We start from the raw sequence: 23,768 nt of genomic DNA, 5'->3' as shown, positions 1-23,768 counted from the left end.
CGTCGGAGCGGGGCCCAACCGTCTCCACCGCCACTGCGCTCGGCGTGCTGATCCGGGCATGGCACGATCGGTGCCAACGGCTGCCGTCCGCACCCCGGGGAGAAGATCGTCGTGTTCGTGTTTTTGCTCATCGCGCTCGTCGTGGTGATCGGGGCGGTCACGCTCGCCGTGGTCGGGGGACGCGACAGCGGCCCGCTCGCCGAGGCGCTGCCCGACCGGCTGGACGACCCGCTCCCCGCCGACCGGCCGCTGGGCCGCGCCGACGTGGAGGCGGTGCGGCTGCCGATGACCCTGCGCGGCTACCGGATGGCGGACGTGGACGACGTGCTCGGCCGGCTCGGCGCCGAACTCGCCGAGCGGGACGCGCGGATCGCCGAGCTGGAGGACGCGCTCGCCGGTGCCCGGGCGGCGGCGAGCGGCGGCCCGATCGCGCCGCACGGGCCCCTGACGTACGGCCCCGCGGCCCGCGGCGGCTTCGCGCCGTCCGGTCCGGTGGAGCCGCCCGCCGCCCGGCCCGGCCACCGGCCGCCCCCCGAGCCGGCCGACGCGCCGCCGCCCCCGCCGGAGCGGGCGGCGGAACCGGCCGACGCGCCGCCCCCGCCCGCCGTTCCGCCCCGGCCGGCCGGGCCCCCGCGGCCCGAGGCCGCGCCGCCGGGGGCGCAGCAGGCGCCGGAGGGCGACGCGGACGACGACGGCACGGGCCCCGGCGGCGCCCCGGGCGGCGGGCAGGGCCCGCGGCGGAACCAGGGCACAGCCGGGGACACAGCAGGGGCCGCAGCAGGGGACACAGCCGGGGCCACACCAGGGGCCACGGACGAGGCCGCGGCCGGGGACACGGACGAGGCCGGCAGCGGGGACGGAACGAAGGGGGACGGTGCATGACCGGCAAGGGCGTGGTGACCGGGGCGGACGGGCTCGCCCGCTGCCCGTGGGGCCTGGAGGCGGAGTCCATGGCCGACTACCGCGAGTACCACGACACCGAGTGGGGCCGCCCGGTCCACGGGGACGACGCGCTGTACGAGCGGATGTGCCTGGAGGCGTTCCAGTCCGGGCTGTCCTGGCTGACGATCCTGCGCCGCCGGGAGGGGTTCCGGGCCGCCTTCGACGGCTTCCACATCGCGAAGGTCGCCGCGTTCACCGACGCCGACGCGGAGCGGCTGCTCGCCGACCCGCGCATCATCCGCAACCGTGCGAAGATCGCCGCCACCATCGCCAACGCCAAGGTGGCGGCAGAGCTGGAGCCCGGCGAACTGGACGCCCTGATCTGGTCGTACGCGCCCGATCCGGAGGGACGGCCGGTGCCCGGCAGCTTCGCCGACGTGCCCGCGATCACCCCGGAGTCGACGGCGCTGGCCCGGGAGCTCAAGAAGCGCGGCTTCCGTTTCATCGGGCCGACCACCGCGTACGCGCTGATGCAGGCGTGCGGGCTGGTCGACGACCACCTCGCCGACTGCCACGTCCGGCGCGGCTGACCGGGTGTCCGGCGGGGCCCCGCCGGTGCGGGCCGGTGCGGGACCGCGTGCGGCCGGTGCGGGACGACATGTGGCCGGCCGGGCCGGCGCTCCGCGGCCCGGCCGGTCCGGTCCCCGTCCGGGGACGGGCCGGAGCCGGTGGCGCGGGCCGGGCCCGGCCGGTGGGGCTCAGCGCCCCAGGAACCGCGGCCGCTCCTTCTTCACGAACGCCTCCACCGCGATCCGGTGGTCCTCCGAGGCACCCGCCCGCACCTGCAGCTCGTCCTCCTTGGCGAGCGACTCGGCGAGCCCGTGGGCGGCGGAGAACGCCAGCGACTCCTTGATCGCCGCGTAGGCGGCCGTCGGGCCGTCGGCCAGCTGCCGGGCGACCGCGGCCGCCTCGGTGGCCAGCTCGGCGGCGGGCACCACCCGGTTGGCGATGCCCAGCTCCCGGGCCTCTTCGGTCTTGATGCTGCGCGGGAAGAGCAGCAGGTCGGCGGCGCGGCTGGGGCCGATCAGCCGCGGCAGGGTCCAGGACACCCCGGAGTCCGCGGTCAGCGCGACCCCGGCGAAGGAGGTGTTGAACGAGGCGGTGTCGGCCACCACGCGGTAGTCCGCGGCGAACGCGAAGCCCGCCCCGGCCCCGGCGGCGACCCCGTTGACCCCGGCCACCACCGGCTTGGGCATCTCCGCGATGGTCCTGGTGATCGGGTTGTAGTGCTCCTTGACGGTGCTCATGACCCGGCCGCCGCCGCCCTCCCCGGCGGCCTCGGCGAGCAGCGTGATGTGCTCCTTGAGGTCCTGGCCGACGCAGAACGCCCGCCCGGTCGCGGTGAGCAGCACGGCCCGCACGGCCGGATCGTCGGCGGCCTGCCGGAGCACGTCGCGCAGCGCCTCCTTGAGCTCGATGTTGAGGGCGTTCATCGAGTCCGGGCGGTTCAGGGTGATCGTCGCCAGCCCGTCGGTGAGCTCGTAGAGCACGGTGTCGGCCATGGAAGGGGGGTCCTCTCCGTCGCGTGGTCAGCGCTCAGCATGCCGGAGATCGCGGATCGCCGACATGTGACCTGCGTCAAAGAACCGACCCATCGTTCGGGCCCGGCGAGCGCGGAGTATGGCAGCCCGGTCGCCGAATTGGGTGGTTTTGCGGGAACGCGTTGCCGGGAGGTTGCTGCTCGATGTTGGTCATCGGGTCATGCCATGCGGGATAATGAGCGGGAAGCAATGTGTTCGATGCCGGTGACACGTGCCCATGCAGAGGGCCGATCGGCTGACGATGAGCTGGTTTCAGGAAGGGGAACGAGCATGGCGGCCATGAAGCCGCGGACGGGCGATGGCCCGCTCGAGGTGACCAAGGAGGGGCGGGGCATCGTCATGCGCGTTCCGCTCGAAGGTGGCGGTCGACTTGTCGTCGAGCTGACCCCGGACGAGGCCGACGCCCTCGGTGACGCCCTGAAGAAGGTCGTCGGCTAGGGCCCCTGGGCACCGCGCGACTGTGAGCTGCCCCGGCGGGTGGTCCGAGTGAATCGGGCCGGCCGCCGGGGCAGCTCCGTTTCCCGGTGTCCGGGGGCGCCGGGGCAGCTCCGGTGCGCGGTGTCCGGCCGTCGGTGCGGCGGTGTCGTGTGGTGACCGGAGACGCCGCTCCCGGCGGCGGTCCCGCGGGGGCCTCCCGACGGCGTCCCGCGGGGGGCTCGGTGGGGCGTCCGGGGGGCGTCCGTGGGGCGGCGGCGGGGCTGCGGCACGGGCCGGTCCGCATCGGCCCGCCCGAGGGCGCCGGTCGCCCCGGCGGCACCGGGTGGCCCGGGTTCAGCCCCGCTTGACCGCGCAGAGCAGGCCGTCGCCCACCGGCAGCAGGGACGACTGGAGCAGCGTGCTCTCCCGCACGGTGCGCAGCAGCTCGCGGATCCTGAGGACCTCGGCGGGCTGCACCGCGGAGTCCACGGTCCGCCCGTCCGCGAACACCCCTTCGAAGCAGACCAGGCCGCCGGGGCGCAGCAGCCGCATGGCCTCGGCGAGGTAGTCCAGGCTCTCCATCCGGTCGCCGTCGCAGAACACCAGGTCGTATCCGCCGTCGGCCAGCCGGGGCAGCACGTCGAGGGCTCGGCCGGGGATGAAGCGGGCCCGGTTCCCGGCGAAGCCGGCCGCCCGGAACGCCTGCCGGGCGAACTGCTGCCGCTCCGGTTCGCTGTCCACGGTGGTCAGCACGCCGTCCGGCCGCATGCCGTGCAGCAGATGGATCCCGGAGACGCCGGTGCCGGTGCCGATCTCCGCGACGGCCTTGGCGTCCGCCGCGGCGGCGAGCAGCCGCAGCGCCGCGCCGGTGCCGGACGACACCGAGCGCAGCCCCGCCTCGCGGGCCCGGTCACGGGCCCAGCGCAGGGCTGCGTCCTCGGCGACGAACGCATCGGCGAACGCCCAGCTCGTCTGCCGGTTGCCGGTAATGGCCCTCTCCTGTCCCCGTAGTTGACGCAAGCGTGACTGTATCCGCTGCGCCCGGGAACCCGCAGATGGGACCGGGCGTTGGAGAGAGGTGGGGGGATGAGATGGGCCAAGGCCAAATGCAGGTCAAAAATGCTTATCCGGAGCTAACGGGCGAGGTGGATATGGTAGGGGCTCTACTGGACACCACCAGAGCCGACAGGGGAGGTGCGGCTGCGGCCGGTGACCGGAGAGTGCTGAGGCGCTTTCGCAGGTCGGCGGGCGAGCCGAAATCCGTGACCGACACTGCTGACCGTTCCCGCCCGAACAGCGCCACCGGCATGGGTATCACCTCCGTCGCCGAGCCCGCTACCACCGCGACCTTCTCCACAGACGCGGACTCGCAGGCGTGGACCCCTCCCACCTGGGAGGAGATCGTCAGCATGCACAGCGGACGGGTCTACCGCCTCGCCTACCGCCTCACCGGCAACCAGCACGACGCCGAGGACCTCACCCAGGAGGTCTTCGTCCGGGTCTTCCGCTCGCTGTCCACCTACACCCCGGGCACCTTCGAGGGCTGGCTGCACCGCATCACCACCAACCTGTTCCTCGACATGGTCCGCCGGCGCCAGCGCATCCGCTTCGACGCGCTCGGCGAGGACGCCGCGGAGCGGCTCCCGAGCCGGGAGCCCTCGCCCCAGCAGCACTTCAACGACACCCACTTCGACGCCGATGTGCAGCAGGCGCTGGACACCCTGGCGCCTGAGTTCCGCGCGGCCGTCGTCCTGTGCGACATCGAGGGGCTGTCGTACGAGGAGATCGCCGCCACCCTCGGCGTGAAGCTCGGCACCGTCCGCAGCCGCATCCACCGCGGCCGCTCCCACCTCCGCAAGGCGCTCAAGCACCGCTCGCCCGTGGCCCGTGCGGAGCAGCGCGCCGCCGCCTCGGTGTCCCCGGGGGTCGTCGCCGGCCCCGGGCTCAGTGGGGAGGTCGGGATCGCGTGACCCGATCAGGCGGTCCGTCCCCCGCCGAGCACCACCTCGGCGACCGCCTAGCGGCTCTGGTCGACGGCGAACTGGGACATGACGCGCGCGAGCGGGTGCTCGCGCATCTGGCGACCTGTCCGCGGTGCAAGGCGGAAGCCGACGCACAGCGGCAGGTGAAGAGCCTCTTCGCACGGACGGCCGCTCCGCCGCCTTCGGAGAGCCTGCTGGCCCGGCTGCACAACCTCCCGGCCGCCGCCCTGGACGGGGACGACGACGACCGGGACGGCCGACCGGGCGGCGGTGACCGCCTCTTCGGCGGTCCGGGCGTCTTCGGCGCACGGGAGGAAGCTTTCGCCTTCCTGCCCACGCCCCCGCGCGAGCGGGGGTTCCGGATCCACGAGGTGACGCGTCCCTCCCCGCGCGGTCGCAGGTTCGCCTTCGCCGCCGCGGGCGCGGTGTCCCTCGCGGCGTTCGCGCTCAGCGGCGCGCTGCCGCTCGGCACGTCCGTCGATCCGTCACGGAACCGCGCCGGCGGTGCCGGTGCCGCGGTCACCCCGCCGCCGGCCCGGGACGCCGCGGCCGCGGCCTGGCACCCGGGGGTGCACCGCGCCGACATGGGGCTGCTCGCCCTCAGCGGCCTGGCCACCGGCGGCGCCGACGGCCGGACCGGTACCCGGGGGCCGGTCACCACTCCGGCCCCCGCGGCCACCGTGGCCCCCCAGACGCTGCTCCAGGCCTACCGGGCCTCGGGCCTGCCGGTGAGCAGTGTGCTGCCGCCGGTGATGCGGCCCGCGCTGGCGGTCGGCACCGCGCTCCGGCCGGGGGTCGCCGCACCGGAGCCCGCACCGGCCGCGAGTCCCGCCCAGGCCGTCGGCGAGACCGGCTCGCTCGTGGCCGCGGCCACGGGTTCCGACTAGCGGCACCGGTACGGGGCACACCGTGCCCCGGCCGCTCGCCGGCCCGGGCACGGGCCGGCGCGCCGCCGGGCGCCCCCGCCCGCTCGCGCGGGGAGACCTGCACGCGGCGGTCCGGACCTGGTTGAATCAGGCGGGCAGCGTGACCCGAGGCCGGGACGACTGCCCGCAGCCGCGCGGTCCGCGACCCGGCACACCGTGCCGGGTCGCGGAGAGATCTGGGGAGATCATGGACGAGGGGAAGGCCCCCGGGCCCAAGCCGAAGTGGTGGAGCCGACCGGCTGCCCGCACCGTTTGCCAGGAGGCGACCGACGGGCCGGGGCCGGGCCACACCACCGAGCCCCCCGCCGGCGGTGAGCCGACCACGAGCGCACCGCCGGCCGGCGCGCCGGGGACCACGGCCGTCGCCGGCGACCCCGTGGACGCCGAGCGCCCGGCCGCGACCGCCGCCGCGCCGGACCCGGCCCGGGACACCGGCCGGGACACCGGTCCGCAGGACGCCCCGGCGCCCGCTGCCGCCACCGGGGCCGCTCCTGCCGCCGAGCGGGCGGCGGAGCACCCCGCCGGCGCCGTCGAACAGCCCGCCCCCGGCGGCGCGACCCCCGCCCACGGCACACCGGCGCCGGCCGCCCCGCCCGCCGGGGCCACGGCGGCGGCACCCGCCGCCCCGGCGGACGCCGGAGCGTCCGCCACCCCGGCGCACCCGGCCCCGGCCGGCGGCCCGGCCCGGCGCCCGCTGCACGACCCCGACCCGTACGGCACGCCGCCCTACGGGGAGCCCGGACCCTGGGCCCCCGCCCCACCGGTGCAGCGCCCGGTGCCGACCCCGGCGCACGGCACGCGGCTGCCGCCCGGCGCGGTACCGCCCGGGCACGGCGCACCGGCCCCGCAGCAGGTGCCGCCCGCCCAGGTCACCCCCGCGCACGGCACCGTGCTGCCGCCCGCCCAGGTCACCCCGGCGCACGGCACCGTGCTGCCGCCCGCCGGAGGGCCGGCCGCCGATCCGGCCGGGAGCCATGTCCCCGCCCCGCACCAGCCGCACACCCGGACCGGCACCCAGTGGCTGCAGTACGACCCCTGGGCGGCCCCGGGCGTGCCGCCCGCCCGGCCCGCGGCCGGCCGGGGCGGCGGCCGGCGCGGCCGGCTGCTGGTCGGGGCGCTGCTGGTGGCCCTGCTCGCGGGTGGCCTCGGCGGTGGCATCGGGGCGTACCTGGAGCGCAACGGCGGTATCGGCGGGAACGAGGTCGAGCTGTCGCAGCCGCCCGCCGAGGAGCAGCCCCGGGACCGCGGCAGCGTGGCGGGGATCGCCGCCCGGGCGCTGCCCGGTGTGGTGACCATCCATGTCCGGGGCGGTTCCGAGGAGGGCACCGGCACCGGGTTCGTCCTCGACGACCGGGGCCACATCCTCACCAACAACCACGTGGTGGAGCCGGCGGGCTCGGGCGGCGACATATCGGTCACCTTCAACGGCGGCGAGGTGGCCGCCGCGAAGATCATCGGTCGGGACAGCGGGTACGACCTGGCGGTCGTCAAGGTCGACCGGGTGTCCGGGCTCAGGCCGCTGCCGCTGGGCAACTCCGACTCGGTCCGGGTCGGCGACCCGGTGGTGGCCATCGGCGCCCCGTACGACCTGGCCGGCACCGTGACGTCCGGCATCATCAGCGCGAAGGAGCGTCCCATCACCGCGGGCGGTGAGCGGGAGGACGGCAGCGACGTCAGCTACGTCGACGCGCTGCAGACCGACGCGCCGATCAACCCGGGCAACTCCGGCGGCCCGCTGATGGACTCCAGGGCCCGGGTGATCGGCATCAACAGCGCCATCCGGGCCGCGGACGACGGCGGCGGGCTCGGCGGCGGCCAGGGCGGCAGCATCGGCCTGGGCTTCGCCATCCCGATCAACCAGGGCAAGCGGGTCGCCGAGGAACTGATCAACACCGGCCGGGCCACCCACCCGGTGATCGGCGTCACCCTCGACATGGCGTTCACCGGCGACGGCGCCCGGGTGCACACCCGGACCTCCGACGGCAGCCCGCCGGTGAAGCCGGGCGGGCCCGGGGACCAGGCCGGGATCCGGCCGCGCGACGTGATCACCGAGGTGGACGGCGTCCGGGTGCACAGCGGCCAGGAGCTGATCGTCAAGATCCGCAGCCACCGCCCGGGCGACCGGCTCCGGCTGACCGTGGAGCGCGGCGGCGAGGAGCGCGAGGTGACGCTCACCCTGGGGTCGGCGGACAGCGGCTGACCGCCGGGCGGTGACCCGCCCCGGACGCCTCCGCGGCCGGGGCGGCGTGTCGCCCCGGGCGGTCCCGGCCGGATGCCCGATGTTGGTCCGGGCGTCTCCCGTGCCGCCCCCGGGGCCAGGTACCGTGTTCAGTGGCCTGGACCGCGGCCACCGACATCCCAAGGAGCTGCAAGGTGTTCTTCGACATAGGACCCCTGGAGATGATCGCGCTGATCATCCTTGCGGTGCTCGTGTTCGGGCCGGAGAAGCTGCCCAAGGTGGTCCAGGACGTCGCCGGGTTCATCCGCAAGATCCGGGAGTTCTCCGACAGCGCCAAGCAGGACATCCGGACCGAGCTGGGTCCGGAGTTCAAGGACTTCGAGTTCGAGGACCTCAACCCCAAGAACTTCGCCCGCAAGCACATCCTGGACAAGGACGAGCTGGGGCTGAAGGAGATCCGCAACGGATTCGACCTGCGCAAGGAGATGTCCGAGGTCGCCGACGCGGTGAACAGCCGGGAGAGCGATTCGGGCAAGAGCGCCGGCGCCCCCGCGATCGGCCCCTCGGGTGGTGCCGCGAACGGCTCCGACCTGCTGCGGAAGCGTGAGACGCCGGCGGCCCAGGACCACCCGCCGTTCGACGCCGACGCCACCTGAGCCACCGCATGCCCGGCGCGCTCGCCCCGTATGGCTATCCTCCCTTTGTCCGGGGTGAGGTCGCCTGAAGGGGGGCGGGCCGCCCACGAGCAGGGCAACGAGGAGGCTCCGCGCAGATGGAGACGACGAGTCGGGCAGGGGTACAGGAGGAGGGCACCGGCACGCCGGATGAGCCCGCCCCTCCAGTCGCGTCGGCCGCGCCCGGGATGCCCCCCGAGGCCCGTCGCACGATCGACGGCTACCTGATGGCCGCCTTCCCCTGGTACGGCCTGGACGAGGCGTACACCGGCCCGCGCTGGCTGATGCAGGTCGGCGCGAGCGCGGACGGCACCGTGGAGCACGGCTCGACCGGTCACGGTGACGAGCCGTCGCTGCGGGCCGAGGCGGACGCCGACGGCCGGGCCAGGCAGCGCTTCGCGGTGGTGGTCACGGTGGCCAGCCGGCCGTTGCGGGACAGCGCGGACGGCACCGGGGTGCTGGAGGCCACCTCCGTCTCCTCGGCGGCCTGGCTGGCCGGCTCCGGACTGTTGTCGTGCACCTGGCCGTCGCAGATGGAGCGGGCGCTGCGGCAGGACTGGCTGGACCAGCAGACCGCCATCGCCTGGGAACTCGCCGACGACCTGGAGGGTCCCGGCTGGTCGCAGCTGTCGCTGCCGGTGGACGGGGTCCCCGCGACCTTCCACTACCGCGAGTCGGAGTACGGCTGGGTGCTGGCGGGTTCGGCGGACGAGGGGGGCTGCGCGAGCGGCTCCGGCCCGGCCGGCACCGGCGGCGGGGTGCACATCGGCGCCTACGGCCGGGGGATGAGCGCGTACGGCCTGGGCTTCTCGGTGATCAAGGACATCGCCGGCTACGGCTGAGCCGCCCCGCCGCCGGGCCCGGACGGGCCGCGGCGGCCGCCGGTGAACCGGAAGAGGTGGTCACCCGGCATCCGGGTGGCCACCTCTTCCGGTTCACCGGGCCCGCGCCCCGGCCGGGGCGCGGGCCGGGCTCAGAACTTGTTGCGCGGGGTGATCCCCAGCGACATCCCGGAGAGTCCGCGCTGCCGCCCGCCGAGCTTCCCCGCGATGGAGCGCAGCGCGCTGCCCGCCGGGGACTCGGGGTCGGACAGCACGACCGGCTTGCCCTCGTCGCCGCCCTCGCGCAGCCGCACGTCGATCGGGATGCTGCCGAGCACCGGCACCGTGGTGCCGGTGGTGCGGGAGAGCCCGTCGGCGACCAGCTGGCCGCCGCCGGTGCCGAACACGTCGACCATCTCGTCGCAGTGCGGGCACGGCAGCCCGGACATGTTCTCCACCACGCCGACGATCTTCTGGTGGGTCTGCACGGCGATGGAGCCGGCCCGCTCGGCCACCTCGGCGGCGGCCTGCTGCGGCGTGGTGACCACCAGGATCTCGGCGTTGGGCACCAGCTGGGCCACCGAGATCGCGATGTCGCCGGTGCCCGGCGGCAGGTCCAGCAGCAGCACGTCCAGGTCGCCCCAGTACACGTCCGCCAGGAACTGCTGCAGCGCCCGGTGGAGCATCGGCCCGCGCCACACGACCGGGGCGTTGCCGGGGGTGAACATGCCGATCGAGATGACCTTCACGCCGTTCGCCGACGGCGGCATGATCATGTTCTCGACCTGGGTCGGGCGGCCGTCCGCACCCAGCATGCGGGGCACCGAGTGACCGTAGATGTCCGCGTCCACGACGCCGACCTTCAGCCCGTCGGCGGCCATGGCGGCCGCCAGGTTCACCGTCACCGAGGACTTGCCGACACCGCCCTTGCCGGACGCGACCGCGTACACCCGGGTCAGCGAGCCGGGCTTGGCGAACGGCACCTCGCGCTCGGTCTGGCCGCCGCGCAGCGACGCCGCCAGCTCCCGGCGCTGCTCGTCACTCATCACGTCCAGGTCGACCGAGACGCGGGTGACACCGGGCACCCCGGCCACCGCGTCGGAGACGTTCCTGGTGATCGTCTCCCGCATCGGGCAGCCGGACACGGTCAGGTAGACGACCACCGCGACCGAGCCGTCAGCCTCGATCCCGACCGATTTGACCATGCCGAGATCGGTGATCGGCTTGTGGATCTCCGGGTCATTCACCGTGGCGAGCGCGGCGCGCACCGCTTCTTCGGTCGGCACGGGGCCCGGGGGAGTGTCGGTAGCCATGAACCGATGGTACGGCGCGCCCGCGACCCGCCGGTAAGTCCCTCAGCGGTCGCGTTCCTCACTCTCTTCCGGGAATACCCGGCGCTGCTCCAGTTCCTTGATCAGCTCCTCGAACTCGGAGCGGATCCAGTCCCGGGTCGCCACCTCGCCCAGCCCCATCCGCAACGCGGCCACCTCCCGGGTCAGGTACTCGGTGTCGGCGATGCTGCGCTCGTTCTGCTTGCGGTCCTGCTCCAGGTTGACCCGGTCCCGGTCGTCCTGCCGGTTCTGCGCCAGCAGGATCAGCGGGGCCGCGTACGACGCCTGGAGCGAGAGCATCAGGGTCAGGAAGATGAACGGGAACTCGTCGAACCGCAGCCCGTCCGGGGCGGCGGTGTTCCACAGCACCCACAGCGTGATGAACCCGGTCATCCAGACCAGGAACCGCCCGGTGCCCAGGAAGCGCGCGATGCGCTCGGAGGCGTGGCCGAACTCCTCCGGGTCCCAGGTCGGCAGCCAGCTGCGCCGCCGGCTCTTGGGCTGGTCCAGCCGCACCCGGTCACCGGCCACCGGTCACCCCCGATCGCCGGGGCACGGTCCGCACGTCCGGTACGTCCGCGCCGTACAGCTCGCGCTCCCGCCAGTCCTCCGGCAGCAGGTGGTCCAGCACGTCGTCCACGGTCACCGCGCCGAGCAGGGACCCGCTCTCGTCGACCACCGGCGCCGCGACCATGTTGTACGTGGCGAGGTAGCCGGTCACCGCGGGCAGCGGCGTGTTCGGCGGCAGCGGCCGCAGATCGGTGTCGCACAAGGCGCTGACCAGTGTGAACGGGGGGTCGCGGAGCAGCCGCTGGAAGTGCACGGTGCCCAGGTACTTCCCGGTGGGGGTCTCGTCGGGCGCCCGGCACACGTACACCTGGGCGGCGAGCGCCGGGGACAGGTCGGGGTTGCGCACCCGCGCGAGGGCGTCGGCCACCGTGGCGTCCGGCAGCAGCACCACCGGCTCGGTGGTCATCATGCCGCCGGCCGTGCGCTCCTCGTACGACATCAGCCGCCGCATGTCCGCCGCGTCCCGGGGCCGCATCAGGCCCAGCAGCCGCTCCTGGTCGTCCTCCGGCAGCTCGGAGAGGAGGTCGGCCGCGTCGTCGGGGTCCATCGCCTCCAGCACGTCGGCGGCCCGCTCCTCCTGGAGCTTGCCGAGGATCTCCACCTGGTCGTCGTCCGGCAGCTCCTCCAGGACATCGGCCAGCCGGTCGTCGTCGAGCGCCGCCGCGACCTCCGAGCGCCGCTTGGCGGACAGGTGGTGCAGCACGTTGGCGAGGTCGGCGGCGCGCAGCTGCTCGAAGGTGGCCAGCAGGTTCTCCGCGCCCTGCCCGTGCTCGGGCACGCTGAACCCGGTGACCGCCGACCACTCCACGGTGAGCGTCTCCCCGGCCCGCCGGCGGCCCCCCTTCCAGGGCAGCCCGGCGGTTCGCCGCCCCCCGGCCTCCTTGCGGACGAAGACCTTGTCGATCTCCCAGTCGCGGCGGGCCGGCAACTGCACCATGGCGACGTCCAGCACCGTGACCTCCTCGTCGGTCTCCAGCAGGTGCACCCGCCGGTCGAGCAGCTCGCCGAGCACCAGCGTCTCGCTGCCCCGCTGCTCGAAACGGCGCATGTTGATCACGCCGGTGGTGATGACCTGGCCGGACTCGACCCCGGTGACCCGGGTCATCGGCAGGAAGATCTGGCGGCGGCTGGCCACCTCGACGACCAGGCCGAGGACGCGCGGCGGGCGGGCGCCGATGCGCAGCATCGCGACCACGTCGCGGACCCGTCCGACCTGGTCGCCGTTGGGGTCGAAGACCGCGATGCCCGCGAGGTGCGACACGAAGACCCTGGATCCGCCCGCTCCCATGCCCGCACCTCCCGCAGCCCGTGGTCCCGTGACGTGTGACCCGTGACCGTGATCTCAGCACCCGTAGTCCCACATATCCCCACAATGCGGATTCAGGCTAACGCGCCCCGTCCTGGGCCGCCGTCGGTACGGCACCCTGCGGGCGGCCCCGCAGCGCACGGGTACGCTGCCGTACTGCACCGGCATCAGGAGGCAGAGCAGACGTGCGCATCGGGAACATGGCTCTCACCGGAGCGATGTGCGTGGGACTGGCCGCGACGCTCGCGGGCTGCGGCGGCGGTGGCGAGAAGGATCCCGACGCGGATACCAACGGCGTCGGCAAACTCTCCGCCGCGAAGATCGAGGACAAGGCGCGGAAGGCGGCCGAGGGCGCGCGGGCGGTGCACCTGTCCGGGACCCTGGTGAGCAAGGGCCGCTCCTACAAGCTCGACATGCGGCTGAAGGAGGACGGCGGCTCCGGGCAGGTCTCCACCAAGGACGCAACGTTCGAGCTGCTGCGGGTCGGCAAGGAGCTGTACCTCAAGGCCGACGCGGACTTCTGGATCCACGAGGACGACACCGCCGGCGGCTCCGGGAACGGTGCCGAGGGCGGGACCGGCGGGGCCTCCAAGGCGGACCGGGCCGCGGCCGAGAAGCTGGAGGACAAGTACGTGAAGGTGCCGGTCGGCGACCCCTCGTACCAGCAGCTCGGCGGCTTCACCGACAAGAAGGTCCTGCTGGACGGGCTCCTCGGGCTGCACGGCACGCTCTCCACCGGCGACCGGGCCGAGGTGGCCGGGGTCCGCACCATCCGGGTGCTGGCCGGCGAGGGCAGCGGTGGTTCGGTCGACGTCTCGCTGGAGGGGGCGCCGTACCCGCTGCGGCTCCAGCGCGCGGGCGACGCCGGGGTGATCCGGCTCGCCGACTGGAACCGGGACTTCACCCTCACCGCGCCGGACGAGACGGACGTGGTGGACTACGGGCAGCAGCTCCCGTCCCACGACTAGCGGCCGCCGCCGCCCGGGCCCCGGATGCCGTCACCGGCCCCGGCGCCGCGGGTGGACCGGGCAGACCGGGCGGATCGGTCCACCCTGCCGGGCCGGGGCGCGGGGGACGGAGCCGACCGGGCCGGGCCGCGGGCCCCGGAGACGGGCCGGCCACGGGCCGGAGACGGTCGGCCGGAGCTCCGGGCCGGTCAGGCCGCGGGCTCCGGGGGGCGGTCAGGCCGCGGGCTCCGGAGGCGGGGCCGCGGGGCGGCCGGTGCGGCGGTCCGCGAGGATCACCAGGGCGAGGCCGGCGAGGATCACCGCGAGCGCCGGGTAGGCGATCACCGGCGGCGTCTGGTCCAGCCACAGCGCCGCGATCAGGGCGGCGCCCGGCGTCTCCAGCAGGATCGCGGTGGAGGTGACCGACGGGCCGAGCCCCTTGACCACCCGGTTGATCAGGGTGTGCCCGAGCAGCTGGGCGGTGACGGTGAGCACCGCCAGCTTCAGCCAGGTCTCCCCGCTGTAGCCGCCCAGCGCGGCGCCGGAGAGCAGGGCGGTGGCCAGCAGCAGCACGGCCGTCACGCCGTAGCAGACGTAGCTGTACGCGGTGGTGCTCACGGTGCGCCGCACCTCGGCGCCGAGCACCACGTACCCGGCGCCCGCCATACCGCCGGCCAGGGCCAGGGCGTCACCGGCCAGCGCCCGCGGGGACACCGACAGGTCGACACCGGTCAGCAGCAGCACCCCGAGGAAGGCCACCCCCATACCGGCCCAGGTCAGCGCGGACGGGCGGTGACCGCGCAGCCGCAGCAGCAGGGCCGCCCAGATGGGCGTGGTGGTCACCAGCGCGGTCGAGGAGGCGACCGAGGTCATGTGGAGGCTGGGCAGCCACACCCCGAAGTGGAGGGCGAGCAGCCCGCCCGCCGCGGCGGAGAGCAGCACCGTCCGGCGGTCCATGCCGAGCAGCTCGGCGCGGAGCGAGCGGCGCAGCAGCACGAACGGGGTGAGCGCGGCGACGGCCATGGCGTTGCGCCAGAAGGCGATGGCGAGGGCCGGGGCGGCGGTGGCGGCGATCAGCGGGGCGGACAGCGAGACGCCGGCGATCGCGACCGCGAGCAGCATCACGTCCAGGGGCACCGCGGCGGACGCCGGCGGCCCGGGCGGGGCGGCGTCGCGCGCGCCGGTTGCCGGCGGGGCGACCGGGGCGGTGGTGGTCCGGTTGCTGGGACGGGCGGCAGTCACAGCGCAAGAGTAAGGCGCATGGCAGTGCCATGTAACTGTCGTCCCGCTCTGCGGGACGGGCCCGGGCGGGCACCGGCCGGCGGGTCATACAGTGAACGTCATGACGCAGACGCTGATGGACCGCGCCCTCATCGAGGAGGCCACCAAGAAGTCCGGCCTCATCTGGGTCCAGGGCCCGGACGGCGCGCCGCGGTCGCTGTGGCACGTGTGGCACGACGGCGCCGCCTGGGTGGTCGGCGGCCCCGGCGAGCAGCCGCTCGACGGGCTCGGCCTGACCGACGGCGGGACGGCCACCGTGACGGTGCGCAGCAAGGACAAGGGCGGCCGGCTGGTGGCCTGGCGGGCCCGAGTGGCGGAACCGGCCGCGGGCGGCGAGGAGTGGACCGCGGCGGTGGACGAGCTGAAGGGCAAGCGGCTGAACGCACCGGACGCCGAGCGGATCGCCGGGCGGTGGGCGGCCGAGTGCCGGGTGCTGCGACTGGAGCCGCTGCCGGACGCGGCGTGCGCGCTGCCGGACGGGTCGCTCGCCGCCCGGCCGCTGCCGAGCCCCGCGGTCACCCGGCGCCCGATGCCCGCGGCGCTGCCGAGGCTGCTGGGGCGCCGCCGCCGCGACCGGGGCTGAGCCGCCGGCCGTGGATCGGGGGCGGCCCGGCCCGGTCGGCTCCCTCCTACGCGCCCCGGCACGGCAGGGTGGACCGGTCGGACCGGTCGGCCTGCCGTGCCGGGACCGCCCCGGGCAGCCGGCCGGGGGCCCGGTTAGAGCCAGCCGTTCCGCTTGAAGCTGCGGTGGATGGTGAAGCAGATGCCGACGATGACGCCCATCACCGTCGGGTAGCCGTACCGCCAGTGCAGCTCCGGCATGTGGTCGAAGTTCATGCCGTAGACCCCGCAGATCATGGTCGGCACGGCGACGATCGCCGCCCAGGCCGTGATCTTCCGCATGTCCTCGTTCTGCGCGACGGTGGCCTGCGCCAGATTGGCCTGCAGGATGGAGTTGAGCAGGTCGTCGAAGGAGAGCACCTGCTCGTTGACCCGGGCCAGGTGGTCGGCGACGTCCCGGAAGTACTTCTGGATGTCCGGGTCGACCAGCCGCATCGGCCGCTCGCTGAGCAGCTGCATCGGGCGCAGCAGCGGTGACACCGCCCGCTTGAACTCCAGCACCTCGCGCTTGAGCTGGTAGATCCGGCCGGCGTCGCCCCCGCGCCGGGCGCCCCGGCTGCCGCCCGCCCCGGCGCCGCCGCTCGCCGAGAAGACGTCGATCTCCACCTCGTCGATGTCGTCCTGGACCGCGTCCGCGACCGCGATGTAGCCGTCGACGACCTGGTCCGCGATGGCGTGCAGCACGGCCGACGGGCCCTTGGCCAGCAGTTCCGGGTCGTCCTGGAGGCGGTGCCGCAGCGCCCGCAGCGAACCCTGCCCGCCGTGCCGCACCGTCACGATGAAGTTCCGACCGGTGAAGCACATCACCTCACCGGTCTCCACCACCTCACTGGTGGCGGTCAGCTCGGTGTGCTCGACGTAGTGGATGGTCTTGAAGACCGTGAAGAGGGTGTCGTCGTACCGCTCCAGCTTCGGCCGCTGATGGGCGTGGACCGCGTCCTCCACCGCCAGCGGGTGCAGCCCGAACTCCTGCGCGATGCCGGAGAACTCACGCTCCGTCGGCTCGTGCAGCCCGATCCAGGCGAACCCGCCCTCGGCCCGTACCCGGGCCATCGCCTCCGACGGGCCGACATGGTCGCTGACCCGCTTGCCGTCCCGGTACACGGCGCAGTCCACGATGGCGCTGGACGCGGACGGGTCGCGGGTGGCGTCGTAGGACTGCGCGGTGTGGCCACGGCGCAGGGCGGGACGGACGGCTGCGCGCAGGTCGCGGATCATCGACATGGCGGGCTCCTTCACGGGCCGGCCGCCAGCGGACGGTACGCGGGACGCAGCACGGCCCGGAAGGTGGACGTACGGTGCTCCGGCGAGCCGTACATCCGCAAAGCGGGCGGCACTCCTCCGCGTGGCTGGCGGGGAAACGCAGAAAACGGAGATCAAAGCGAGACGAGGACGCTCAACCGTCTGTGCTGTGGAGGCCGCCACACTTCACGTGTTTCCACTGCCAAACAGTGGGGTACGGAAGGTTTCAGATCACCGGGGAGGGCATCCGAGCGGGAAAACGGGAGAGCTGCCGGTACTGCACGGTCGACTAGGATCCACCGCAGCCCCACCTCCTCCGGCCGGTCCCCGCTGGGGGACGACGTAACTCCCTGGGCAGACGTCAAGGCTATCAGCCACCAGAACTCCTCCGGTGCGTCTTTGCCTGTTCCATACGCACCGGGTTCACCCGTTCCGGTTCCCTCGCGGCCCAGATGTCTCTCCGGGCGGTGTCCTTCCGGCCGGGCGCGGCCGGACGGTCCGTCACCGGCGCACAGTAGGGTCGCCTGCATGTCAGACGTTCTTGAGCTGGTCGAGGCCCGGCTGGGCACCGCGCTGGGTGAACCGGACGCGCGCGCCGCCGTGACCTTTCTCGGCACGGACCGCATCGAAGTGCTCCGGTTCACCGACGGCGACATCGTGCGCTACGCCACGCTCGGGATGTCGGCCCAGCCGATGAGCGACCCCACCGCCGCGGTCGCCGACCCGGTGCGCGGCCCCCGCGCGGAACTGCTGCTCTCGGTACGGCTGGGCCGGGTGCCCGGCCAGGACCTGGACAAGGTGCTCCGCCCGCTCGCCGTGCTCGCCGCTTCCCCGCAGGTGGAAGGGGTGATCGTGGCGCCCGGGGCGTCGCTCGACGTCGGTGGGCCGCTGTGGCCCGGGGCGCCGTTCACCTCGGTGCTGGTCGCCGAACCGGGCGGGCTGGTCGAGGACCTGACGCTCGATGGGCCGATGGACCCGGTCCGCTTCCTGCCGCTGCTGCCCATGACCCCGAACGAGGCGGCGTGGAAGCGGGTGCACGGGGCGGCGGAGCTCCAGGACCGGTGGCTGCGGAACGGCACGGACCTGCGCGATCCGCTCCGCTCCGGAGTGCCGCTCGACTGACCCGGCCGGGCCCGGGGCGGTCCCGGGCGGCCCGGCGGAGCCGCTGACGGGTGCTCAGCGTTCGGGTGCGGGCCGCGGGGCCGCCGGGCCGCCGGGCCGGCCTCTCCGCCGCCGCCCGGCCCGTTAGGCCGGCTAACGGGTGCAGCGCGCAGTGGAAATTTCCTGCGGCATACCACCTCCGGACGGGTGATCGTCCTTGACGCGGCGACTGCCGGGGAGGACCGTTGGGCCTTATGAGGGGCGAACCCAGTTGCCCGAAGTGCGGTGGCCGGGTGCGGGCGCCCGGTCTCTTTGCCGACTCCTGGCAGTGCGAGGTGCACGGCACGGTGTACCCGCTGCAGCCGGTCGTCCCGCCGAGCGTCGAGGCGCTCGCGGTCGTGGTGAGCCGCGCCCAGGTACCGGTCTGGATGCCGTGGCCGCTGCCGGTCGGCTGGCTGTTCACCGGAGTGGCCTCCGCCGGGGACGACCGCAGTGGCGGCCGGGCCACCGTGGTCGCCTGCTCCGGACCCGGCCCGCTGGGCGGCGCCGGTGAGCTGCTGCTCGTCGCGGAGGAGCTGGGCATCGGGCTCGGCGCCCGCTTCGCGGGCATCCCGGGGCCGGACCCCGGCGCCCGGATGAGCGTGGACAAGCCGCCGCCGGTGAAGGTGCTCGCCGCCGGGCGCCCCACCCCGCTCTGGCACGTCGAGGGGACGCCCGACGACCGGGCGGTCTTCGCGGGCGAGGCCCGCGGCCTGTGGCTGTGGGCGATCGTCTGGCCGGAGCAGACCGGGCTGCTGATGTACGACGAGCTGGTGCTCGGTGACCTTCGGGACGCCGGGGCGGAACTCGATCTGCTGCCGTGCGGAGCGCTCTCGCCCCGCCTGATCTCCTGACCGCCCCGCCTGATCTCCTGGCCCGGCCCGCGCGGCTGGCCCGGCCCGCCCGGCCTCCCGGCCCCCGGCCTCGCCCCGGCCGGTCTCCTGGCCTCGGGCCTTGCCCTGTCTGGTGGCCCCCGCCCGCCCGGTCTCCTGGCTCCCGGGCCGGCCCCGGCCGGTGGGCTCCCGGCCCCGCCCGCTCTCCCGACCTGCTCGCTTCCCGGCCTCGGCGCACCGGACGCGGGGTTCCGCCGGACGGGATCACCGGAACCGGACGAACCCGTTCGCCCCGATTGGGCCGTTCGGGTGAGGTTCGTGCGCCCGGTACAGTGGTGCGGTCCCCTCTGTCCCCGGTCGCAGCTTGGAGTACGTCGTGCGTATCGACCTGCACACCCACTCCACTGCTTCCGACGGCACCGACACCCCCGCGGAGCTGGTGCGGAACGCCGCCGCGGCCGGTCTGGACGTCGTCGCGCTGACCGATCACGACACCGTCGGGGGGCACCGGGCCGCCCTCGCCGCGCTGCCGCCCGGGCTCACCCTGGTCACCGGGGCGGAGCTGTCCTGCCGGCTGGCCCCGACCGGGACGGCCGGCGCCGACGACGGGGTGAGCCTGCACATGCTGGCGTACCTGTTCGACCCCGAGGAGCCCGAGCTGGCCCGGGAGCGCGAGCTGGTGCGCGACGACCGGGAACCGCGGGCGCGGAAGATGGTGGCCCGGCTCCAGGAGCTGGGAGTGCCCATCACCTGGGAGCAGGTCGCGCGGATCGCCGCCGACGGTGCCGTGGGGCGGCCGCACGTCGCCTCCGCGCTGGTCGAACTGGGCGTGGTGCCGACCGTCTCGGACGCCTTCACCGCCGACTGGATCGGCACCGGCGGGCGCGCCGACGTCCGCAAGCACGAACTCGACCCGTTCGAGGCGATCCGCCTGGTCAAGGGGGCCGGCGGGGTCGCGGTCTTCGCCCACCCGCTGGCCGTCAAGCGGGGCCGGTGCGTCCCGGAGAGCGTGATCGCGGAGCTGGCCGCGGCCGGTCTGGACGGCGTCGAGGTGGACCACATGGACCACGACGCGCCCACCCGCGCCCGGCTGCGCGGCCTCGCCGCCGACCTCGGGCTGCTCACCACGGGTTCCAGCGACTACCACGGCAGCCGGAAGACCTGCCGGCTCGGCGAGTACACCACCGACCCGGAGGTCTACGGCGAGATCGTGCGCCGGGCCACCGGCGCGTTCCCGGTGCCGGGCACGGGCGGAAGCGCCCTCCGGTAGTCCTCCGTGCGGCCGGCCGTGCGCCGGCGGCCGCCGCACGCCTCGCGCGTCCGGCGTCTCCTCTTTCCCACCCCCGTGTCTCCGCTCCACTCTCCTCGCAAGGCATCACTGTGTTCGACGTCGCCGTCTTCGGATCCCTCTTCCTCACCCTTTTCGTCATCATGGACCCGCCGGGCATCACGCCGATCTTCCTGGGGCTCACCGCGGGCCGGCCGCTGAAGGTGCAGCGCCGGATGGCGTGGCAGGCGGTCGCCGTGGCGTTCGGGGTCATCACCGTCTTCGGCATCCTGGGTCAGCAGATCCTGGACTACCTGCATGTCTCGGTGCCCGCGCTGATGATCGCGGGCGGGCTGCTGCTGTTGCTGATCGCGCTCGACCTGCTGACCGGCAAGACGGACGAGCCCAAGCAGACCAAGGACGTGAACGTGGCCCTGGTGCCGCTGGGCATGCCGCTGCTGGCCGGTCCGGGTGCCATCGTCTCGGTCATCCTCGCGGTGCAGCACGCGGACGGCGTCGGCGGTCAGGTCTCGGTCTGGGCCGCCATCGTCGCCATGCACGTGGTGCTGCTGCTGACCATGCGCTACTCGCTGCTGATCATCCGGGTGATCAAGGACGGCGGGGTGGTCCTGGTGACCCGGCTCGCCGGGATGATGCTCTCCGCGATCGCCGTGCAGCAGATCATCAACGGCGTCACCCAGGTCATCCAGGGCGCCTGACCCGGCGCCCGACGGCACAGCGCCCCCGTGCGGACGGTTCCGCGCGGGGGCGCTGTGCTGCGGGGGTGCCGGGCGGGCGCCGAGGGGCGCGCACCCGTGCGACGAGCGGGTTACGAGGCCGGGGAATCGGCCGGGCGGATGTAGATGCGCTGGCCCAGTGCCGCGGCCTGCTGCACGATCCGGTTGACGGAGGCGGCGTCCACGACGGTGCTGTCCACGGCGGTGCCGTCGATGTCGTCAAGGCGCATGATCTCGAAGCGCACGGGCTTCTCCCTTCGTCTGATCCTCCTGAGGAGAACTGATGGAGTGGTGGCGTACGGCTACGGTGCCGCGTGCTCCACAGGTGTACAACGGGATGCATGATGCAAACATTCCCTACGCTAAGGAAAATTTTCGCGAGGCTAAATATGTTCGGTGATCGGCCGGTCGGCGCCCCTTGCGCAGCGGCCCGGGACCGCCTTGTCCGACGGCAGCCGGTTTGTGTCCCGCGCACCGCGCCCCGGACAATGAACGGCGTATGAACGACGCCAGCCCCGCGCAGTCCCCGGACCTCAGCTCGATCGCCGCCGCCATCGAGCGCACCAACGAGCTGCTGCAGCGCGTCCTCGCCGAGGTCGCCACCACCCCGTCCACCCACGCGATATTCGCCGACGCCGGCTACGTCTACGCCGCCGCCGGCCGGCTGGTGGCCGGCACCGAGGACCGCAGGGCCTTCGCGCTCGACGCCGAGGGGCTCATCGAGGCGTTCATCGACAGGGCCCGGACGATCTTCCCTGACAGCCGACTGCTCCGCGTCTACTGGTACGACGGCGCCCGGCGCCGCATCCACACCGCGGAACAGCAGCGCATCGCCGAACTTCCGGACGTGAAGGTGCGGCTCGGCAACCTCAACGCCAACAACCAGCAGAAGGGCGTCGACTCGCTGATCCGCAGCGACCTGGAGTCCCTCGCCCGGCACCGCGCCATCGGCGACGCCGTCCTCGTCGGCGGGGACGAGGACCTGGTCTCCGCTGTCGAAGCGGCCCAGGGCTACGGCGCCCGCGTCCACCTGTGGGGCATCGAGGCGGCGGAGGGCCGCAACCAGGCCGAGCCGCTGCTGTGGGAAGTGGACAGCCAGCGCACCTTCGACCTCGACTTCTGCAAGCCGTACGTCGCCCGCCGCACGGAGACCTACGAGCCCTACGGCGAGCCGGTGCCCGGCAGCCCCGTACCGGGCCGGGACGAGGTGCGTTTCGTCGGCGCGCAGGTCGCCGCCCAGTGGCTCGCCGCGCGGGGCCGCGAGACCCTCGCCGAACTGCTGCCCGGCCGCCCCTACCTGCCGGGCTCGGTGGACCAGGAACTGCTCATCGAGGCCGAGGGGTTGCTGCGGCTGTCCCTGCGCGCCCACGCCGACCTGCGCCGCGCCCTCCGGGACGGCTTCTGGGAACACCTGCAGGCCCAGTACTGAGCGGGACGGCCGGCCCGCGGCGCCGCGTCCGCCCCCGGACTACCGGCCGGTGACGCCGAGCCAGAACTCCGCCAGCGCGCCGGCGGTGGCCGCGGGCCGCTCCGCGTTGGGGGAGTGCCCGGCACCCGGGATCACGGAGCGGCGGGCCGACAGCCGGACCGCCATCGCGTCGATCAGCGGCACCGGCCACGCGTAGTCCACCTCCCCGGAGAGCACATGCGTGGGCGGCGCCACCGCGGCCAGCTCGGCCACCCGGTCCGGCTCGTGGAGCAGCTGCCGCCCGGTGGCGCCGAGCTGCTCCGGCACCGTGCTCAGCCAGCGGCGCCGGAGGAAGTCCCGGATCTCCGCCGAGTCACCGGACTCCGGCGCCTCCGGCGGATCGAGTTCCCGCATGGCCTGCCAGACGGACTCCATGTCGAGGACCGCCAGCGCCTCCAGCAGCATCCTGGTCCGGGCCTGCTGCGGCGCGGAGATGGCGGCCGGGCCGGAACTCATCAGCGTCAGCGAGGCGAACGGCGCGGGGTCGCGCAGTACCGCGGCCCGCACGATCAGCCCGCCCAGCGAGTGCCCCAGCACATGGACCCCGCCGGTGCCGTCGCGGTCCGGTGCCGCGCCCGCGTCCGCGGCCACCGCGGCGGTCTGCGCGAGGACGTCCCTGGCCAGCTCCTCCGGGGCGTAGGCGTCCGGGTCGCGCGGCCCGGCGCTCTCGTACTGCCCCCGGCCGTCCACCGCCACCACCCGGAACCCGGCCAGGGCCAGGGGTTCGAGCAGCGCGATGAAGTCCTCCTTGCTGCCGGTGAACCCCGGCACCAGCAGCGCGGTCCCGCGCACCGGGCCGCTCGGCCGCGCGTCGTGGACGGCGAACCGCCCGCGCCCGGTCTCCAGCTGGTACGCGCGGGCGCAGGACGGGAGGGCGAGGGTCGGCGGCGTGCTCATGACGCCGAGGTTATCGGCCCCGCCCGGCACCGGGGAGGCCCGGCCGCTCCCGTACCCCGGCGGCCCGGCCGCGCTCCCGGCGGCGGCGGTGCCGTGCGGTGCGGGAGCCGTGGCCGTGACGCCGGCGGTGCCGTGCGGTGCGGGGGCCGTGGCCGTGACGAACGCGGTGGCGGTCCGGGACCGGGACGGCGGGGGCGGGACGGCGAACGGCCGAGGGGCCCCTTCCCCATCGGAAAGGAGCCCCTCGGCCGTGGTGCGGGACGGTCAGCCCTCGGCCGGTGCCTCCGCGGCGGCCGCCGCGCGGGTGCGGCGACGACGGACCGGCTTGGCCTCGGCGGCCTCGGTGGTGGTCTCCGCGGTGGCGTCGGCCGTTTCGGCCTTGGCCTTGGTGGTGCGGGTGCGGCGGCGCGGCTTGGCGGGGGCCTCGCCGGCCTCCGCGGCCGCGTCGGCGGTGCCGCCTGCCACGGTGTCCACCACGGCCTCGGCGGCCTCGGTGGCCTTGGTGGCCCGGGTCCGGCGGCGCGGCTTGGCCGGCGCCTCGACCCCGGCGGCCTCGGCGGCCTCGGTGGTGGTCTCCGCGGTGGCGTCGGCCGTTTCGGCCTTGGCCTTGGTGGTGCGGGTGCGGCGGCGCGGCTTGGCGGGGGCC

24 protein-coding genes and 1 pseudogene are annotated in these 23,768 nt (G+C 74.7%); 15 read left to right on the top strand and 10 right to left on the bottom strand.

Annotated features, from left to right (window positions below; translation table 11 throughout):
- Positions 1–111: 111 nt before the first annotated feature.
- Positions 112–882, top strand: coding sequence for a DivIVA domain-containing protein (locus ACH4B3_RS02675; protein WP_398460883.1), 771 nt, complete (start codon positions 112–114; stop codon positions 880–882).
- The gene (locus ACH4B3_RS02670; RefSeq protein ID WP_398460882.1) at positions 879–1,472 is read left to right on the top strand and encodes a DNA-3-methyladenine glycosylase I; all 594 of its coding nucleotides are present in this window, start codon (positions 879–881) and stop codon (positions 1,470–1,472) included. The genes ACH4B3_RS02675 and ACH4B3_RS02670 overlap by 4 nt, the downstream gene beginning before the upstream one ends.
- Before the next feature lie 168 nt (positions 1,473–1,640).
- Here the strand turns inward: ACH4B3_RS02670 and ACH4B3_RS02665 are convergent, their stop codons facing one another.
- Positions 1,641–2,444, bottom strand: coding sequence for an enoyl-CoA hydratase/isomerase family protein (locus ACH4B3_RS02665; RefSeq protein WP_398460881.1), 804 nt, complete (start codon positions 2,442–2,444; stop codon positions 1,641–1,643).
- Positions 2,445–2,753: 309 nt separating this feature from the next.
- On the opposite strand from ACH4B3_RS02665, the gene ACH4B3_RS02660 reads away from it, so the two are divergent.
- The gene (locus ACH4B3_RS02660; RefSeq protein ID WP_003966491.1) at positions 2,754–2,921 is read left to right on the top strand and encodes a DUF3117 domain-containing protein; all 168 of its coding nucleotides are present in this window, start codon (positions 2,754–2,756) and stop codon (positions 2,919–2,921) included.
- A 333-nt stretch (positions 2,922–3,254) separates the two neighbouring features.
- Here ACH4B3_RS02660 and ACH4B3_RS02655 read toward each other — a convergent pair whose 3' ends face one another.
- Entirely contained in the window at positions 3,255–3,920 is a 666-nt protein-coding gene (locus ACH4B3_RS02655) for an O-methyltransferase (protein WP_398460880.1), read from the bottom strand.
- Between the two features lie 131 nt (positions 3,921–4,051).
- On the opposite strand from ACH4B3_RS02655, the gene sigE reads away from it, so the two are divergent.
- The 5 genes from sigE (at position 4,052) to ACH4B3_RS02630 (ending at position 9,503) form a co-directional block, all read left to right on the top strand.
- Complete coding sequence (gene sigE / locus ACH4B3_RS02650) at positions 4,052–4,870, top strand: RNA polymerase sigma factor SigE (RefSeq protein ID WP_398460879.1); 819 nt, start codon at positions 4,052–4,054, stop codon at positions 4,868–4,870.
- A complete protein-coding gene (locus ACH4B3_RS02645) occupies positions 4,867–5,769 on the top strand; it encodes a zf-HC2 domain-containing protein (RefSeq protein ID WP_398460878.1) in 903 nt (300 codons plus the stop codon). Before sigE ends, ACH4B3_RS02645 begins: the two co-directional genes overlap by 4 nt.
- A 226-nt stretch (positions 5,770–5,995) precedes the next feature.
- Positions 5,996–8,008, top strand: a complete 2,013-nt coding sequence (locus ACH4B3_RS02640) for a trypsin-like peptidase domain-containing protein (protein ID WP_398460877.1) — start codon at positions 5,996–5,998, stop codon at positions 8,006–8,008.
- Between the two features lie 173 nt (positions 8,009–8,181).
- Positions 8,182–8,643, top strand: coding sequence for a sec-independent translocase (locus ACH4B3_RS02635; RefSeq protein WP_398460876.1), 462 nt, complete (start codon positions 8,182–8,184; stop codon positions 8,641–8,643).
- A gap of 116 nt (positions 8,644–8,759) precedes the next feature.
- The gene (locus tag ACH4B3_RS02630) at positions 8,760–9,503 is read left to right on the top strand and encodes a hypothetical protein (protein ID WP_398460875.1); all 744 of its coding nucleotides are present in this window, start codon (positions 8,760–8,762) and stop codon (positions 9,501–9,503) included.
- Positions 9,504–9,634: 131 nt separating this feature from the next.
- Here ACH4B3_RS02630 and ACH4B3_RS02625 read toward each other — a convergent pair whose 3' ends face one another.
- From ACH4B3_RS02625 to ACH4B3_RS02615, 3 genes are all read right to left on the bottom strand, one after another.
- The gene (locus ACH4B3_RS02625) at positions 9,635–10,768 is read right to left on the bottom strand and encodes an Mrp/NBP35 family ATP-binding protein (protein WP_398461560.1); all 1,134 of its coding nucleotides are present in this window, start codon (positions 10,766–10,768) and stop codon (positions 9,635–9,637) included.
- Between the two features lie 69 nt (positions 10,769–10,837).
- A complete protein-coding gene (locus ACH4B3_RS02620) occupies positions 10,838–11,344 on the bottom strand; it encodes a DUF1003 domain-containing protein (protein ID WP_398460874.1) in 507 nt (168 codons plus the stop codon).
- Positions 11,334–12,671, bottom strand: a complete 1,338-nt coding sequence (locus tag ACH4B3_RS02615) for a magnesium transporter MgtE N-terminal domain-containing protein (RefSeq protein ID WP_398460873.1) — start codon at positions 12,669–12,671, stop codon at positions 11,334–11,336. Before ACH4B3_RS02615 ends, ACH4B3_RS02620 begins: the two co-directional genes overlap by 11 nt.
- A 218-nt stretch (positions 12,672–12,889) precedes the next feature.
- Between ACH4B3_RS02615 and ACH4B3_RS02610 the strand changes: the two genes are divergently transcribed.
- Positions 12,890–13,657 (top strand): hypothetical protein, encoded by a 768-nt coding sequence (locus ACH4B3_RS02610; protein ID WP_398461559.1) that lies wholly within the window; start codon positions 12,890–12,892, stop codon positions 13,655–13,657.
- A 213-nt stretch (positions 13,658–13,870) separates the two neighbouring features.
- Here ACH4B3_RS02610 and ACH4B3_RS02605 read toward each other — a convergent pair whose 3' ends face one another.
- Positions 13,871–14,878 carry a DMT family transporter gene (locus ACH4B3_RS02605; protein ID WP_398460872.1) on the bottom strand — a complete coding sequence of 336 codons (1,008 nt, stop codon included), beginning with the start codon at positions 14,876–14,878 and terminating at the stop codon, positions 13,871–13,873.
- 100 nt (positions 14,879–14,978) lie between these two features.
- On the opposite strand from ACH4B3_RS02605, the gene ACH4B3_RS02600 reads away from it, so the two are divergent.
- Positions 14,979–15,500, top strand: coding sequence for a hypothetical protein (locus ACH4B3_RS02600; protein ID WP_398460871.1), 522 nt, complete (start codon positions 14,979–14,981; stop codon positions 15,498–15,500).
- Positions 15,501–15,634: 134 nt separating this feature from the next.
- Here ACH4B3_RS02600 and ACH4B3_RS02595 read toward each other — a convergent pair whose 3' ends face one another.
- Positions 15,635–16,762: a magnesium and cobalt transport protein CorA gene (locus ACH4B3_RS02595; RefSeq protein WP_398460870.1), complete on the bottom strand. Its 1,128-nt coding sequence runs from the start codon at positions 16,760–16,762 to the stop codon at positions 15,635–15,637.
- Positions 16,763–17,308: 546 nt separating this feature from the next.
- Between ACH4B3_RS02595 and ACH4B3_RS02590 the strand changes: the two genes are divergently transcribed.
- The 4 genes from ACH4B3_RS02590 to ACH4B3_RS02575 all read left to right on the top strand — a co-directional run bounded on the left by ACH4B3_RS02590 (position 17,309) and on the right by ACH4B3_RS02575 (position 20,739).
- Positions 17,309–17,902 (top strand): suppressor of fused domain protein, encoded by a 594-nt coding sequence (locus ACH4B3_RS02590; RefSeq protein WP_398460869.1) that lies wholly within the window; start codon positions 17,309–17,311, stop codon positions 17,900–17,902.
- A 233-nt stretch (positions 17,903–18,135) separates the two neighbouring features.
- Complete coding sequence (locus ACH4B3_RS02585; protein ID WP_398460868.1) at positions 18,136–18,774, top strand: DUF6758 family protein; 639 nt, start codon at positions 18,136–18,138, stop codon at positions 18,772–18,774.
- Positions 18,775–19,129: 355 nt separating this feature from the next.
- Positions 19,130–20,023, top strand: a complete 894-nt coding sequence (locus tag ACH4B3_RS02580) for a PHP domain-containing protein (RefSeq protein WP_398460867.1) — start codon at positions 19,130–19,132, stop codon at positions 20,021–20,023.
- A 110-nt stretch (positions 20,024–20,133) separates the two neighbouring features.
- Entirely contained in the window at positions 20,134–20,739 is a 606-nt protein-coding gene (locus tag ACH4B3_RS02575) for a MarC family protein (RefSeq protein ID WP_398460866.1), read from the top strand.
- A gap of 110 nt (positions 20,740–20,849) precedes the next feature.
- Here the strand turns inward: ACH4B3_RS02575 and ACH4B3_RS02570 are convergent, their stop codons facing one another.
- A complete protein-coding gene (locus ACH4B3_RS02570; protein WP_398460865.1) occupies positions 20,850–21,002 on the bottom strand; it encodes a hypothetical protein in 153 nt (50 codons plus the stop codon).
- 254 nt (positions 21,003–21,256) lie between these two features.
- Here ACH4B3_RS02570 and ACH4B3_RS02565 point away from each other — a divergent pair, with 254 nt between their 5' ends.
- The gene (locus ACH4B3_RS02565) at positions 21,257–22,186 is read left to right on the top strand and encodes an NYN domain-containing protein (protein ID WP_398460864.1); all 930 of its coding nucleotides are present in this window, start codon (positions 21,257–21,259) and stop codon (positions 22,184–22,186) included.
- Positions 22,187–22,225: 39 nt separating this feature from the next.
- Here ACH4B3_RS02565 and ACH4B3_RS02560 read toward each other — a convergent pair whose 3' ends face one another.
- Positions 22,226–23,122: an alpha/beta fold hydrolase gene (locus ACH4B3_RS02560; protein ID WP_398460863.1), complete on the bottom strand. Its 897-nt coding sequence runs from the start codon at positions 23,120–23,122 to the stop codon at positions 22,226–22,228.
- A gap of 264 nt (positions 23,123–23,386) precedes the next feature.
- Positions 23,387–23,768, bottom strand: a pseudogene (locus ACH4B3_RS02555) (DEAD/DEAH box helicase); the annotation flags it as partial.

The sequence above is a fragment of the Streptomyces sp. NPDC018031 genome, from assembly GCF_044327625.1.
In the GTDB taxonomy this organism is placed as follows: Bacteria; Actinomycetota; Actinomycetes; order Streptomycetales; family Streptomycetaceae; genus Streptomyces.
Note: the sequence above shows the minus strand (reverse complement) of the source record. Positions and strands in the feature narration are given on the sequence as shown.

Bases quoted from the DNA above. Each gene is read 5' to 3' on its own strand.
- ACH4B3_RS02670 (WP_398460882.1), top strand. From the start codon at position 879: ATGACCGGCAAGGGCGTGGTGACCGGGGCGGACGGGCTCGCCCGCTGC.
- ACH4B3_RS02665 (WP_398460881.1), bottom strand. From the start codon at position 2,444: ATGGCCGACACCGTGCTCTACGAGCTCACCGACGGGCTGGCGACGATC.
- ACH4B3_RS02660 (WP_003966491.1), top strand. From the start codon at position 2,754: ATGGCGGCCATGAAGCCGCGGACGGGCGATGGCCCGCTCGAGGTGACC.
- sigE (WP_398460879.1), top strand. From the start codon at position 4,052: ATGGTAGGGGCTCTACTGGACACCACCAGAGCCGACAGGGGAGGTGCG.
- ACH4B3_RS02640 (WP_398460877.1), top strand. From the start codon at position 5,996: ATGGACGAGGGGAAGGCCCCCGGGCCCAAGCCGAAGTGGTGGAGCCGA.
- ACH4B3_RS02630 (WP_398460875.1), top strand. From the start codon at position 8,760: ATGGAGACGACGAGTCGGGCAGGGGTACAGGAGGAGGGCACCGGCACG.
- ACH4B3_RS02615 (WP_398460873.1), bottom strand. From the start codon at position 12,671: ATGGGAGCGGGCGGATCCAGGGTCTTCGTGTCGCACCTCGCGGGCATC.
- ACH4B3_RS02610 (WP_398461559.1), top strand. From the start codon at position 12,890: ATGGCTCTCACCGGAGCGATGTGCGTGGGACTGGCCGCGACGCTCGCG.
- ACH4B3_RS02600 (WP_398460871.1), top strand. From the start codon at position 14,979: ATGACGCAGACGCTGATGGACCGCGCCCTCATCGAGGAGGCCACCAAG.
- ACH4B3_RS02595 (WP_398460870.1), bottom strand. From the start codon at position 16,762: ATGTCGATGATCCGCGACCTGCGCGCAGCCGTCCGTCCCGCCCTGCGC.
- ACH4B3_RS02590 (WP_398460869.1), top strand. From the start codon at position 17,309: ATGTCAGACGTTCTTGAGCTGGTCGAGGCCCGGCTGGGCACCGCGCTG.
- ACH4B3_RS02585 (WP_398460868.1), top strand. From the start codon at position 18,136: ATGAGGGGCGAACCCAGTTGCCCGAAGTGCGGTGGCCGGGTGCGGGCG.
- ACH4B3_RS02565 (WP_398460864.1), top strand. From the start codon at position 21,257: ATGAACGACGCCAGCCCCGCGCAGTCCCCGGACCTCAGCTCGATCGCC.
- ACH4B3_RS02560 (WP_398460863.1), bottom strand. From the start codon at position 23,122: ATGAGCACGCCGCCGACCCTCGCCCTCCCGTCCTGCGCCCGCGCGTAC.